Here is a 14,279-nt window from a genome sequence, read left to right on the forward strand (position 1 = left end):
GTCAAGGCAAGGCCCCGGCCTCCCCTATCAACGGACCCCGACAAAATCGTCTTGATTCGTGAGCGGAAAAGCCAGGGCCCTATCTCAATCTACTGCAGACCTCAGTTACCGCTGGAGTTCAGCGCTTCGGTCAGTGCAGCTTCAACTTCACTTGCGCTTACGCGCAGAGGCTTGTCTGCATCACGGCGACGCTTACGCTCACTGTGATAGGCCAGGCCAGTACCAGCCGGGATCAGGCGACCCACGACCACGTTTTCTTTCAGGCCGCGCAGGTAATCGCGCTTGCCGGTTACCGCCGCTTCGGTCAGTACGCGAGTGGTCTCTTGGAAAGAGGCCGCCGAGATGAACGATTCGGTCGACAGCGACGCCTTGGTGATACCCAGCAGAACGCGGGTGAACTTGGCGACAAACTTGTCTTCGGTGTTCAGACGCTCGTTCTCTACCAATACGTGAGTCAGCTCCATCTGGTCGCCCTTGATGAAGCTGGAATCGCCGGATTCAGCGATCTCAACCTTACGCAGCATCTGACGCAGAATGGTCTCGATGTGCTTGTCGTTGATCTTCACGCCCTGCAGGCGGTAAACGTCCTGGATCTCGTTCACGATGTACTTGGCCAGCGCACTCACACCCAGCAGACGCAGGATGTCGTGTGGATCGCTTGGACCGTCGGAGATAACTTCGCCGCGGTTTACCTGTTCGCCTTCGAAGACGTTCAGGTGACGCCACTTCGGAATCAGCTCTTCGTACGGATCGCTACCGTCGTTCGGGGTAATGACCAGACGGCGCTTGCCCTTGGTCTCTTTACCGAACGCGATGGTGCCGCTGACTTCAGCCAGAATCGATGCTTCTTTCGGACGACGAGCTTCGAACAAGTCGGCAACACGCGGCAGACCACCGGTGATGTCGCGGGTCTTCGAAGTTTCTTGCGGGATACGAGCGATAACATCACCGATCGCGATCTTCGCGCCGTCCGCTACACCGACCAGGGCGTTGGCTGGCAGGAAGTACTGAGCAATTACGTCAGTGCCTGGCAGCAACAGATCCTTGCCGTTATCGTCGACCATCTTCACGGCAGGACGGATGTCTTTACCGGCAGCTGGACGATCTTTCGCGTCAAGTACTTCAATGTTGGTCATACCGGTCAATTCGTCAGTCTGACGCTTGATCGTGATGCCTTCTTCCATGCCCACGTAGGTCACGGTACCTTTCATTTCGGTAACGATCGGGTGAGTGTGCGGATCCCACTTGGCCACGATAGAGCCAGCGTCGACCTTGTCACCTTCTTTAACCGAAATCACAGCACCGTACGGCAGCTTGTAACGCTCACGCTCACGACCGAAGTCGTCAGCGATCGCCAGCTCGCCGGAACGGGACACAGCAACCAGGTGACCATCCACTCGCTCAACGTGCTTCAGGTTGTGCAGACGGACGGTACCGCCGTTCTTCACCTGAACGCTGTCGGCCGCGGAGGTCCGGCTTGCCGCACCACCGATGTGGAACGTACGCATCGTCAGCTGGGTACCCGGCTCACCGATGGACTGAGCAGCGATAACGCCGACAGCTTCACCGATGTTCACCTGGTGACCACGAGCCAAGTCGCGGCCGTAGCACTTGGCGCAAATGCCGTAGCGGGTTTCGCAGCTGATCGGCGAACGCACGATCACTTCGTCGATGCTGTTCAGCTCGATGAACTCGACCCACTTCTCGTCGACCAGAGTGCCGGCAGGAACGATGACGTCCTCGGTACCTGGCTTGAATACGTCACGGGCAATAACACGACCCAACACGCGCTCACCCAACGGCTCTACAACGTCACCGCCTTCAATGTGCGGAGTCATTACCAGGCCATGCTCGGTGCCACAGTCGATCTCGGTTACAACCAGATCCTGCGCCACGTCTACCAGACGACGAGTCAGGTAACCGGAGTTCGCAGTTTTCAACGCGGTATCCGCCAGACCTTTACGAGCACCGTGAGTCGAGATGAAGTACTGGAGTACGCTCAGACCTTCACGGAAGTTCGCAGTAATCGGCGTTTCGATGATGGAACCGTCCGGCTTGGCCATCAGACCACGCATACCGGCCAGCTGACGAATCTGTGCTGCGGAACCCCGCGCACCCGAGTCGGCCATCATGTACATCGAGTTGAAGGATTCTTGCTCGACTTCGTCGCCATGACGGTCGATGACTTTCTCTTTCGAGAGGTTGGCCATCATCGCCTTGGATACTTCGTCGTTCGCTTTCGACCAAAGGTCGATCACTTTGTTGTACTTCTCGCCCTGGGTTACCAGGCCGGAGGCGTACTGGCTCTCGATCTCTTTCACTTCGTCGGTGGCAGCACCGATGATGCGGGCTTTTTCATCCGGGATAACGAAGTCGTTAACACCGATGGAAACGCCGGAAATGGTCGAGTAGGCAAAACCGGTGTACATCAACTGGTCAGCGAAGATCACAGTCTCTTTCAGACCAACCACGCGATAGCACTGGTTGATCAGCTTGGAGATCGCCTTTTTCTTCATCGGCAGATTGACGACGTCGTACGACAGACCTTTTGGCACAACCTGGAACAACAGCGCACGGCCGACAGTGGTGTCGACGATACGAGTGTTGGTCACGCTGCCGCCATCACGGTCATTGACGGTTTCGGTGATCCGCACCTTGACCTTGGCATGCAGCGCGGCTTCGCCGGCACGGAATACACGGTCAACTTCCTGCAGATCCGCGAACACACGACCTTCGCCCTTGGCGTTGATCGCTTCACGAGTCATGTAGTACAGACCCAATACAACGTCCTGCGACGGAACGATGATTGGCTCGCCGTTGGCTGGCGACAGGATGTTGTTGGTCGACATCATCAACGCACGCGCTTCCAGCTGGGCTTCCAGTGTCAGCGGTACGTGCACGGCCATTTGGTCGCCGTCGAAGTCGGCGTTGTACGCAGCACAGACCAGAGGGTGCAGCTGGATAGCCTTACCTTCGATCAGTACTGGCTCAAACGCCTGGATACCCAGACGGTGAAGGGTCGGTGCACGGTTGAGGAGCACTGGGTGTTCGCGAATCACTTCGGCGAGAACGTCCCAGACCTCTGGCAGCTCGCGCTCGACCATTTTCTTCGCGGCTTTGATGGTGGTGGCCAGGCCACGCATTTCCAATTTGCCGAAAATGAACGGTTTGAACAGCTCGAGAGCCATTTTCTTAGGCAGACCGCACTGGTGCAGACGCAGGGTCGGACCTACGGTAATTACCGAACGACCGGAGTAGTCAACACGCTTACCGAGCAAGTTCTGACGGAAACGACCTTGCTTACCCTTGATCATATCGGCCAGGGATTTCAGAGGACGCTTGTTAGAACCGGTGATAGCGCGGCCACGACGACCGTTGTCGAGCAGTGCGTCGACGGCTTCCTGCAACATACGCTTTTCGTTGCGCACGATGATGTCCGGAGCGGACAGATCCAGCAGGCGCTTCAAACGGTTGTTACGGTTGATCACTCGACGATACAGATCGTTGAGGTCGGAAGTCGCGAAACGACCGCCATCCAGCGGGACCAGTGGACGCAGATCTGGCGGCAGAACCGGCAGAACGGTCAGCACCATCCACTCTGGCAGGTTGCCGGAACCCTGGAAGGCTTCCATCAACTTCAGACGCTTGGACAGCTTCTTGATCTTGGTTTCCGAGTTGGTTTGCGGAATCTCTTCGCGCAGACGGCCAATCTCGTGCTCCAGGTCGATAGCGTGCAGCAGCTCGCGGACAGCCTCGGCACCCATGCGGGCATCGAAGTCGTCACCGAACTCTTCCAGCGCTTCGAAGTACTGCTCGTCGTTCAGCAGCTGGCCTTTTTCCAGGGTGGTCATGCCTGGATCGATAACGACATAGCTCTCGAAGTAGAGAACGCGCTCGATATCACGCAGGGTCATGTCCATCAGCAGGCCGATACGGGACGGCAGCGATTTCAGGAACCAGATATGGGCAACCGGCGAAGCCAGTTCGATGTGCGCCATACGCTCACGACGAACCTTGGCCAGTGCAACTTCAACGCCGCACTTCTCGCAGATCACGCCACGATGCTTCAAGCGCTTGTACTTACCGCACAGGCACTCGTAATCCTTTACCGGGCCAAAGATCTTGGCGCAGAACAGGCCGTCACGCTCAGGCTTGAACGTACGGTAGTTGATGGTTTCCGGCTTTTTAACTTCACCGAACGACCACGAACGGATCATCTCAGGCGAGGCCAATCCGATACGGATGGCGTCGAACTCTTCGACTTGACCCTGGTTTTTCAGCAAATTCAGTAGGTCTTTCAAGGCCTTTCCTCCTGGCGGAGCAGAGAGCGGGCAATTCTGCCCCGCTCTCGATTCGCGTCACGTGTTATTCGGTTTCCAGATCGATATCGATGCCGAGGGAACGAATTTCTTTGATCAACACGTTGAAGGACTCGGGCATGCCCGGCTCCATACGGTGATCGCCGTCCACGATGTTTTTGTACATCTTGGTCCGGCCGTTCACATCGTCCGACTTCACTGTGAGCATTTCTTGCAGAGTGTATGCGGCACCGTATGCTTCCAGTGCCCAGACCTCCATCTCCCCGAAACGCTGACCACCGAACTGCGCCTTACCACCCAGCGGCTGCTGGGTAACCAGGCTGTACGAACCGGTAGAACGAGCGTGCATCTTGTCGTCTACCAAGTGGTTCAGCTTCAGCATGTACATGTAGCCAACAGTAACCGGGCGCTCGAACTTGTTGCCGGTACGGCCGTCGGTCAGCTGCATCTGGCCGCTTTCTGGCAGGTCCGCCAGTTTCAGCATGGCCTTGATTTCGCTTTCCTTGGCACCGTCGAACACCGGAGTGGCCATCGGCACGCCGCCGCGCAGGTTCTTCGCCAGATCCAGGATTTCCTGATCGGAGAAGCTATCCAGATCTTCGTTACGACCGCCGATCTGGTTGTAGATCTCGTCCAGGAACTTACGCAGTTCCGCGACCTTGCGCTGCTCTTCGACCATGCGGTTGATCTTCTCGCCCAGACCTTTGGCCGCGAGGCCCAGGTGGGTTTCGAGAATCTGACCAACGTTCATACGCGAAGGTACGCCCAACGGGTTGAGGACGACGTCGACCGGGGTGCCGTTGGCATCGTGCGGCATGTCTTCAACCGGCATGATCACGGAGACCACACCCTTGTTACCGTGACGACCGGCCATCTTGTCGCCCGGCTGGATGCGGCGGCGGATTGCCAGGTAAACCTTGACGATTTTCAGCACGCCTGGAGCCAGGTCATCGCCCTGCTGCAGTTTGCGCTTCTTGTCTTCGAACTTGTCGTCCAGCAGACGGCGACGATCAACGATGTAGGCCTGGGCCTTCTCGAGCTGCTCGTTCAGAGCATCTTCAGCCATGCGCAGCTTGAACCACTGACCATGCTCAAGACCGTCGAGTACTTCGTCGGTGATTTCCTGACCTTTCTTCAGACCGGCGCCGCCTTCGGCTTTGTGGCCGACCAGAGCGGAACGCAGACGTTCGAAAGTGGCGCCTTCAACGATACGGAACTCTTCGTTCAGATCCTTACGGATCTCGTCGAGCTGGCTCTTCTCGATCGACAAGGCACGAGCATCACGCTCCACGCCGTCGCGAGTGAAGACCTGTACGTCGATGACAGTACCCTTGGTACCGGTAGGTACACGCAGGGAAGTGTCTTTAACGTCGCTGGCTTTTTCACCGAAGATTGCACGCAGCAGTTTCTCTTCCGGAGTCAGCTGGGTCTCGCCTTTCGGAGTGACCTTACCGACCAGGATGTCGCCTGCGCCAACTTCAGCACCCACATAAACGATACCGGCTTCGTCCAGCTTGTTCAGTGCAGCCTCGCCCACGTTCGGGATGTCTGCAGTGATTTCCTCTGGGCCAAGCTTGGTGTCACGGGCCACACAGGTCAGTTCCTGGATGTGGATCGTGGTGAAGCGGTCTTCCTGAACCACACGCTCGGACAGACAGATGGAGTCTTCGAAGTTGAAGCCGTTCCATGCCATGAACGCGATGCGCATGTTCTGACCCAGAGCCAGCTCACCCATGTCGGTGGACGGACCGTCGGCCATGATGTCGCTACGCTGAACCCGATCGCCCTTGCTCACCAGCGGACGCTGGTTGATGCAGGTGTTCTGGTTGGAGCGGGTGTATTTGGTCAGGTTGTAGATGTCAACACCGGCTTCGCCTGGTTCAACTTCGTCATCCGCAACACGAACCACGATACGGCTGGCGTCAACCGAGTCGATCACGCCGCCACGACGAGCCACGACGCAAACGCCGGAGTCACGGGCAACGTTACGCTCCATGCCGGTACCTACCAGCGGCTTGTCGGCACGCAGGGTTGGTACAGCCTGACGCTGCATGTTCGACCCCATCAACGCACGGTTGGCGTCGTCGTGCTCGAGGAACGGAATCAGCGACGCTGCAACCGAAACTACCTGCTTCGGCGAAACGTCCATCAAGGTGACGTCTTCTGGCGCCTTGACGGTGAATTCGTTCAAGTGACGAACAGCTACCAGCTCATCGATCAGCTGACCTTTGTCGTTCATGGTCGCCGAAGCCTGGGCGATCACGTGATCGGCCTCTTCAATAGCGGACAGGAACACGATCTCGTCGGTCACCAGACCTTCTTTCACCACGCGGTACGGGCTCTCGAGGAAGCCGTACTGGTTGGTGCGAGCATAGGCAGCCAAGGAGTTGATCAGACCGATGTTCGGACCTTCCGGCGTTTCAATCGGGCATACACGACCATAGTGAGTCGGGTGTACGTCACGAACTTCGAAGCCTGCGCGCTCACGGGTCAGACCGCCCGGGCCGAGTGCGGAGACACGACGCTTGTGGGTGATCTCGGACAGCGGGTTGTTCTGGTCCATGAACTGGGACAGCTGGCTGGAACCGAAGAACTCTTTCACCGCCGCAGCCACAGGCTTGGCATTGATCAGGTCTTGCGGCATCAGGCCTTCGCTTTCAGCCATCGACAGACGCTCTTTGACCGCACGCTCAACACGTACCAGGCCAACGCGGAACTGGTTCTCGGCCATTTCGCCTACGCAGCGAACACGACGGTTACCCAGGTGGTCGATGTCATCGACGATGCCTTTGCCGTTACGGATGTCGACCAGAGTCTTCAGAACAGCAACGATGTCTTCCTTGCACAACACGCCCGAACCTTCGATCTCGGTACGACCGATACGACGGTTGAACTTCATCCGGCCGACCGCAGACAGGTCATAGCGCTCAGGGCTGAAGAACAGGTTGTTGAACAGGGTCTCGGCCGCATCCTTGGTTGGAGGCTCGCCAGGACGCATCATACGATAGATCTCGACCAACGCTTCCAGCTGGTTGGTGGTGGAGTCGATCTTCAGAGTGTCGGAAACGAACGGACCGCAATCGATATCGTTGGTGTACAACGTTTCGATACGCACGACCTGAGCCTTGGCGATCTTCGCCAGGATCTCGGTGTTCAGCTCGGTATTGCACTCTGCCAGGATTTCGCCGGTGGCCGGATGCACGATGACCTTGGCGGTAGTACGACCCAGGACGTAGTCCAGAGGCACTTCCAGCTCTTTGATCCCGGCTTTTTCCAGCTGGTTGATGTGACGAGCGGTAATACGACGACCCTGCTCGACAATAACCTTGCCTTTGTCATCCTGAATATCGAGGACTGCAATTTCACCGCGCAGGCGCTGAGGCACCAGCTCCAGGCTCAGGCTTTCGCCGCGCACATGGAATACGTTGGTGGTGTAGAAAGCGTCCAGCACTTCTTCAGTGGTGTAGCCCAGCGCGCGCAGCAATACCGATGCAGGCAGCTTGCGACGACGGTCGATACGCACGAACACGCAGTCTTTCGGGTCGAACTCGAAGTCCAACCAGGAGCCGCGGTAAGGAATGATACGTGCGGAGTACAGCAGCTTACCGGAGCTGTGCGTCTTGCCACGGTCGTGGTCGAAGAATACGCCAGGGGAACGGTGCAGCTGGGAAACGATTACACGCTCGGTACCGTTGATTACGAAGGTACCGTTCTCAGTCATCAGGGGGATTTCACCCATGTAGACTTCTTGCTCTTTGATGTCCTTGATCGCTTTGTTCGACGATTCTTTGTCGAAAATGATCAGACGAACTTTTACCCGCAAAGGTACGGCGTAAGTTACACCGCGCAGCACGCATTCTTTGACATCAAATGCCGGTTCGCCCAAGCGATAACCGACATACTCCAACGCAGCATTGCCGGAGTAGCTGATGATCGGGAAAACGGATTTGAAGGCCGCATGCAGGCCCACGTCGCGGAACTGATCTTTAGTCGCTCCCGCTTGCAAGAATTCACGATACGAATCCAGCTGGATGGCCAGGAGGTACGGCACATCCATGACGTCCGGCAACTTGCTAAAGTCCTTGCGGATACGTTTTTTCTCAGTATATGAGTAAGCCATCAGCGTTCCCCAGCTTGGTCACCTGCTTATTTGGCCCCTCCCGACGGGAGCAGCCAGAAAATCGTGCAAACCCTTTGGTTTGCTCCACCGCACAGGGTGGTTACAGCACGTTAGAGACACCGACCCAGTCGGCTGCCAATAACGGAAAAAGGCCGGTGGCAAGAGCCACCAGCCATCAGCCTCAGCTTAACGCTTGGGCTGGAGACACAAAGTCGATGCTTACTTCAGCTCGACTTTAGCGCCTGCTTCTTCCAGAGCTGCTTTGGCTTTGTCAGCGGCTTCTTTAGCAACGCCTTCCAGAACCATGGCAGGAGCACCGTCAACTACAGCCTTGGCTTCTTTCAGGCCCAGACCGGTCAGTTCACGTACAGCCTTGATCACGTTAACTTTCTTCTCGCCAGCTTCGGTCAGCATGACGTTGAATTCAGTTTGCTCTTCAACAACAGCGGCAGCAGCAGCTGGACCAGCAGCGGCAACAGCAGCGGTAACGCCGAAGGTTTCTTCCATTGCTTTGATCAGCTCAACAACTTCCAGAACGGTTTTCTGGCCGATTGCTTCGATGATTTGCTCGTTAGTCAGAGACATGACTATAAATTCCTGTATTGGGGTGACAGCCTACGCAGCCATCAAATTAAACATATGATTTTGAAAGGGCTTGCAGTGCCTTAGGCAGCAGCAGCTTCTTTCTGGTCGCGAATGGCCGCCAGAGTACGAGCCAGCTTGCTGGTAGCGCCTTGGATCACGCTCATCAGCTTCGCAATAGCTTCGTCGCGAGTTGGCAGCGAAGCCAACACGTCGATCTCGTTTGCTGCGAGGTACTTGCCCTCGAACGCAGCTGCCTTGATCTCGAACTTTTCCTGACCCTTTGCGAACTCTTTGAAAATACGAGCAGCAGCGCCCGGATGTTCCTTGGAGAATGCAATCAGGGTCGGGCCGACGAACGCGTCGTTGAGCACGTCATATTGAGTGCCTTCAACAGCGCGCTTGAGCAGGGTGTTACGTACGACACGTACATACACGCCAGCTTCGCGGGCCTCTTTACGGAGTCCGGTCATAGCGCCTACTGTCACACCACGGGCATCAGCCACGACAGCGGACAGAGCGCCTTTGGCAGCCTCGTTGACTTCAGCGACGATGGCCTTCTTGTCTTCGAGTTTAATTGCCACGGGTTTAACTCCTGCTTGTTACCGTTTCATCCAACCGAGGCCGGATGTCGTTTTGGTGTCTGATTCGGTAAGGAACCGGGAGCACCATCTGCGTAGGCTTGTGGTTTAAGACTTGCGTCGCCTACGGTCTTGGATAGCCCCCGCCAGGCAGGGACCCCAATCTTTCAATTGACGCAATCTCTTACGTCAACCTGTGTCTTATACGTCCAGCGAACCTTGGTCGATGACCAGACCTGGGCCCATAGTGGTACTCAGGGTAACGCGCTTGACGTAGATACCTTTCGAGGAAGCTGGCTTGATACGCTTCAGATCAGCGATCAGGGCTTCAACGTTTTCCTTCAGCTTGACGGCGTCGAAGCCGACCTTGCCAACGGAAGTGTGGATAATGCCGTTTTTGTCGGTGCGATAACGAACCTGACCGGCCTTGGCGTTTTTAACAGCGCCAGCTACGTCTGGAGTTACGGTACCAACCTTAGGGTTAGGCATCAGACCGCGTGGACCGAGGATCTGGCCCAGCTGACCTACAACGCGCATTGCATCCGGGGAAGCAATAACTACGTCATAGTTCAGGTCGCCGCCTTTCATTTCGGCAGCCAGGTCGTCCATACCTACGCGATCAGCGCCGGCAGCCAGGGCAGCTTCAGCGGCTGGGCCTTGGGTGAACACAGCTACACGTACAGTCTTGCCAGTGCCGTGTGGCAGCACGGTAGCGCTGCGAACAACCTGGTCGGATTTACGTGGGTCAACACCCAAGTTTACAGCGACGTCAACAGACTCGCTGAACTTGACGGTCGACAGCTCGGTCAGGAGAGCAGCTGCGTCTACGAAGCTGTAGGCCTTGCCCGCTTCAATCTTGCCGGCGATAGCCTTTTGGCGCTTGGTCAGCTTAGCCATTACACACCCTCCACGTTAAGGCCCATGCTACGAGCAGAACCGGCGATAGTACGCACGGCTGCATCCATATCAGCTGCAGTCAGATCCGCGTTTTTGGTTTTCGCGATTTCTTCCAGCTGAGCACGGGTAACGGTGCCAACCTTAACGGTGTTCGGACGAGCGGAACCGCTGGTTAGGCCAGCAGCTTTCTTCAGCAGAACCGAAGCAGGGGTGCTCTTAGTTTCGAAAGTGAAGCTGCGGTCACTGTAAACAGTGATAATCACAGGAGTCGGCAGACCTGGCTCAAGACCCTGGGTACGGGCGTTGAAGGCCTTGCAGAATTCCATGATGTTCACGCCGTGCTGACCCAGTGCTGGACCGACGGGTGGACTTGGGTTGGCCTGTGCGGCCTTCACTTGCAGCTTGATGTAAGCAGTAATCTTCTTAGCCATGAGGCACTCCAATTACGGGTTCAAACGCCTGGAAAGGCTCCCCGGTTACTTGCGCGTTTATCCCAGTGACGACAAAACCCCACAGCCTTGGGCTGCGGGGTATGGGATTCTCGTTCAGCTATGCCTTTTCGACCTGGCTGAACTCTAGCTCTACCGGAGTAGAGCGACCGAAAATGAGCACAGCCACTTGGATCCGGCTCTTTTCGTAGTTAACTTCTTCGACGGTGCCGTTAAAGTCAGCGAACGGACCATCGGTAACACGAACAACCTCACCCGGCTCGAACAGAGTCTTAGGCTTAGGCTTGTCACTACCATCAGCAACACGACGCAGAATGGCTTCTGCCTCTTTGTCCGTGATTGGCGCAGGCTTGTCGGCAGTACCACCGATAAAACCCATCACCCGAGGAGTATCCTTGACCAAGTGCCAAGTACCCTCATTCATATCCATCTGAACCAGCACATAACCAGGGAAGAACTTGCGCTCGCTTTTGCGTTTCTGGCCATTACGCATCTCAACCACTTCTTCAGTGGGAACCAGAATTTCACCAAAGCCATCTTCCATGCCAGCCAGCTTTACGCGCTCGATCAACGAACGCATTACATGCTTCTCGTAACCCGAGTAAGCATGCACAACGTACCAACGCTTAGCCACGGGACACCCTTAGCCAACAATCAAGGAAACGAGCCAGCCGAGCAGGGAATCAAGCCCCCACAACAGCAACGCCATAACCAGAACAACAGCCACTACGATCAACGTGGTCTGCGTGGTTTCTTGGCGAGTTGGCCATACGACTTTACGAATCTCGGTGCGAGCTTCCTTAACCAGTACAAAGAAAGACTTGCCCTTGGCAGTCTGCAGGCCTACAAAGGCAGCTACAGCAGCGATAGCAAGCAAAGCGAGTACGCGGTACAGGATCGGCGAAGCGGAGTAATACTGATTACCGACAACGCCAACGACCACCAAAGCAACTACTACAAGCCACTTGAGCAGATCGAAGCGAGAGCCTTGAGCTTCAGCTTTAGGAGTCATCTATGAAGATCCTGTGAAAAGAAAGCCAGACACACCGAGTGAATCTGGCAGGTCAGGAGGGAATCGAACCCCCAACCTACGGTTTTGGAGACCGTCGCTCTGCCAATTGAGCTACTGACCTAAAAACAAAATCAGGCCGACCATTATGCCGGCCCGATGGAGATATATCAAGAACTTACTCGATGACTTTGGCTACGACGCCAGCGCCGACGGTACGACCGCCTTCACGGATAGCGAAACGCAGACCATCTTCCATCGCGATGGTTTTGATCAGAGTGACAGTCATCTGGATGTTGTCACCCGGCATTACCATTTCAACGCCCTCTGGCAGCTCGCAGTTACCAGTCACGTCAGTAGTACGGAAGTAGAACTGTGGACGGTAGCCTTTGAAGAACGGAGTATGACGGCCGCCTTCTTCCTTGCTCAGAACGTACACTTCAGCAGTGAACTTGGTGTGCGGCTTAACGGTACCTGGCTTAACCAGAACCTGGCCACGCTCAACGTCGTCACGCTTGGTGCCACGCAGCAGAACGCCGCAGTTCTCACCAGCACGACCTTCGTCCAGCAGCTTGCGGAACATCTCAACACCGGTGCAGGTGGTTTTTTGAGTGTCGCGCAGACCAACGATCTCAACCTCTTCCTGGATGCGAACGATACCACGCTCAACACGACCAGTTACCACGGTACCGCGGCCGGAGATCGAGAACACGTCTTCGATTGGCATCAGGAACGGCTTATCGATAGCACGCTCTGGCTCTGGGATGTAGGTATCCAGAGTTTCTACCAGCCTCTTAACAGCGGTAGTGCCCATTTCGTTGTCGTCTTGGCCGTTCAGAGCCATCAGAGCCGAACCGATGATGATTGGAGTGTCATCACCTGGGAAGTCGTAAGTGCTCAGCAGGTCGCGCACTTCCATCTCAACCAGTTCCAGCAGCTCAGCGTCGTCCACCATGTCAGCCTTGTTCAGGAAGACAACGATGTACGGAACACCTACCTGACGGGACAGCAGGATGTGCTCACGAGTTTGCGGCATCGGACCATCGGCAGCCGAGCAAACCAGGATCGCGCCGTCCATCTGGGCAGCACCAGTGATCATGTTTTTGACGTAGTCGGCGTGACCTGGGCAGTCAACGTGCGCGTAGTGACGAATATTCGAATCGTACTCTACGTGCGCAGTATTGATGGTGATACCACGAGCCTTTTCTTCCGGGGCGCTGTCGATCTTGTCGAAGTCAACACGAGCCGAACCGAAAACCTCGGAGCAGACGCGAGTCAGAGCAGCAGTCAGAGTGGTTTTACCGTGGTCAACGTGACCAATGGTACCAACGTTGACGTGCGGCTTATTACGTTCGAACTTTTCCTTAGCCATCGAAATCACCCCTAGGAGAAGAATTGAGCAAGTCACACAAGCCATTAAAACAAAGGCAGATATTTTCATATCTGCCTTGTTATATGGAGCTCTTGAGCGGATTTGAACCGCTGACCTCACCCTTACCAAGGGTGTGCTCTACCAACTGAGCTACAAGAGCGAAACACTTTGCACAACCTGCAAACTTGGAGCGGGTAGCGGGAATCGAACCCGCATCATCAGCTTGGAAGGCTGAGGTTCTACCACTAAACTATACCCGCGGAGCCTGCAGCTCACGCTAAATCTGGTGGAGGGGGAAGGATTCGAACCTTCGAAGTCGTAGACGTCAGATTTACAGTCTGATCCCTTTGGCCGCTCGGGAACCCCTCCTAAGCGAGGCAGCATTCTACATCATGCCACCCTTCTGTCAAGCATTTTCTCATTAAAAACCTGAGGTTAGCTGCGTTGACCTCGCTTCGCTGCGTCTACCTCTAGAGGTCTTCACTGCGGAGCGGGCGCCATTCTATGCAAACTATTCGGCAGTTGCAATGCCTTCGCATGACATTATTTTATGTTTTAACTCATTGAATTCTTTAGCAAGATTCTGCAGCAGCGAATCATCCAGCAAATGCTTGCTTTCAGGAGCCACCCGCAACCAGTAACCAGAAGCATCAGGCAACCCCAAGGACTTCAATCGGACCTCCACCCCCAATGCCGACAGACGCTGCTCGAGCATTTGAGCCTGATCACGACGAGCAAAACCACCTATATAGAGGCAATCGGCTTGAGCCCCACCCTTGTCACGCCTAGAGAGAGCGTCAGACGACTCACTCAACAAGCGGATATCCTGCTGGGACCCTTTATAAAGCGTCAGAGGTGTTACCTCCTTGGCACGTAAAGGCACTTCCTGCTGATGCCAGACGTAATAGAACACATTGAGAACCAGAAGCAGCAGGAACAACCAGCGCATA

10 protein-coding genes and 4 tRNA genes are annotated in these 14,279 nt (G+C 55.7%); all 14 read right to left on the reverse strand.

Annotated features, from left to right (window positions below; translation table 11 throughout):
• Window positions 1–101: 101 nt before the first annotated feature.
• A complete protein-coding gene (gene rpoC, locus AC3RCP_RS28815) occupies window positions 102–4,301 on the reverse strand; it encodes a DNA-directed RNA polymerase subunit beta' (RefSeq protein WP_007925958.1) in 4,200 nt (1,399 codons plus the stop codon).
• 64 nt (window positions 4,302–4,365) lie between these two features.
• Window positions 4,366–8,439, reverse strand: coding sequence for a DNA-directed RNA polymerase subunit beta (gene rpoB, locus AC3RCP_RS28820; RefSeq protein ID WP_007925957.1), 4,074 nt, complete (start codon window positions 8,437–8,439; stop codon window positions 4,366–4,368).
• A 219-nt stretch (window positions 8,440–8,658) separates the two neighbouring features.
• Window positions 8,659–9,024, reverse strand: coding sequence for a 50S ribosomal protein L7/L12 (gene rplL / locus AC3RCP_RS28825; protein ID WP_007925956.1), 366 nt, complete (start codon window positions 9,022–9,024; stop codon window positions 8,659–8,661).
• Between the two features lie 80 nt (window positions 9,025–9,104).
• Complete coding sequence (rplJ, locus tag AC3RCP_RS28830) at window positions 9,105–9,605, reverse strand: 50S ribosomal protein L10 (protein WP_007925954.1); 501 nt, start codon at window positions 9,603–9,605, stop codon at window positions 9,105–9,107.
• 198 nt (window positions 9,606–9,803) lie between these two features.
• Complete coding sequence (rplA, locus tag AC3RCP_RS28835) at window positions 9,804–10,499, reverse strand: 50S ribosomal protein L1 (RefSeq protein ID WP_007925952.1); 696 nt, start codon at window positions 10,497–10,499, stop codon at window positions 9,804–9,806.
• Window positions 10,499–10,930 carry a 50S ribosomal protein L11 gene (gene rplK / locus AC3RCP_RS28840; protein WP_003176435.1) on the reverse strand — a complete coding sequence of 144 codons (432 nt, stop codon included), beginning with the start codon at window positions 10,928–10,930 and terminating at the stop codon, window positions 10,499–10,501. Before rplK ends, rplA begins: the two co-directional genes overlap by 1 nt.
• A 118-nt stretch (window positions 10,931–11,048) precedes the next feature.
• Window positions 11,049–11,582: a transcription termination/antitermination protein NusG gene (nusG, locus tag AC3RCP_RS28845; protein ID WP_002555501.1), complete on the reverse strand. Its 534-nt coding sequence runs from the start codon at window positions 11,580–11,582 to the stop codon at window positions 11,049–11,051.
• A gap of 9 nt (window positions 11,583–11,591) precedes the next feature.
• Window positions 11,592–11,960, reverse strand: coding sequence for a preprotein translocase subunit SecE (gene secE / locus AC3RCP_RS28850; protein WP_009045851.1), 369 nt, complete (start codon window positions 11,958–11,960; stop codon window positions 11,592–11,594).
• A gap of 45 nt (window positions 11,961–12,005) precedes the next feature.
• Window positions 12,006–12,081, reverse strand: a tRNA-Trp gene (locus AC3RCP_RS28855).
• Between the two features lie 54 nt (window positions 12,082–12,135).
• A complete protein-coding gene (tuf, locus tag AC3RCP_RS28860; RefSeq protein ID WP_011063776.1) occupies window positions 12,136–13,329 on the reverse strand; it encodes an elongation factor Tu in 1,194 nt (397 codons plus the stop codon).
• Between the two features lie 84 nt (window positions 13,330–13,413).
• Window positions 13,414–13,489: transfer RNA gene (locus AC3RCP_RS28865), tRNA-Thr, on the reverse strand.
• Between the two features lie 26 nt (window positions 13,490–13,515).
• Window positions 13,516–13,589, reverse strand: a tRNA-Gly gene (locus tag AC3RCP_RS28870).
• Window positions 13,590–13,613: 24 nt separating this feature from the next.
• Window positions 13,614–13,698 (reverse strand) — tRNA-Tyr (locus tag AC3RCP_RS28875).
• A 142-nt stretch (window positions 13,699–13,840) separates the two neighbouring features.
• Window positions 13,841–14,278 (reverse strand): hypothetical protein, encoded by a 438-nt coding sequence (locus AC3RCP_RS28880; RefSeq protein WP_101339260.1) that lies wholly within the window; start codon window positions 14,276–14,278, stop codon window positions 13,841–13,843.
• Window position 14,279 lies beyond the last annotated feature (1 nt).

The organism is Pseudomonas sp. GW822-FHT05A08, assembly GCF_058800485.1.

Coding starts and splice junctions, on each gene's coding strand:
- rplK (WP_003176435.1), bottom strand. CDS start 10,930: ATGGCTAAGAAGATTACTGCTTACATCAAGCTGCAAGTGAAGGCCGCA.
- secE (WP_009045851.1), bottom strand. CDS start 11,960: ATGACTCCTAAAGCTGAAGCTCAAGGCTCTCGCTTCGATCTGCTCAAG.
- tuf (WP_011063776.1), bottom strand. CDS start 13,329: ATGGCTAAGGAAAAGTTCGAACGTAATAAGCCGCACGTCAACGTTGGT.
- AC3RCP_RS28880 (WP_101339260.1), bottom strand. CDS start 14,278: ATGCGCTGGTTGTTCCTGCTGCTTCTGGTTCTCAATGTGTTCTATTAC.
- rplL (WP_007925956.1), bottom strand. CDS start 9,024: ATGTCTCTGACTAACGAGCAAATCATCGAAGCAATCGGCCAGAAAACC.
- rpoB (WP_007925957.1), bottom strand. CDS start 8,439: ATGGCTTACTCATATACTGAGAAAAAACGTATCCGCAAGGACTTTAGC.
- rplA (WP_007925952.1), bottom strand. CDS start 10,499: ATGGCTAAGCTGACCAAGCGCCAAAAGGCTATCGCCGGCAAGATTGAA.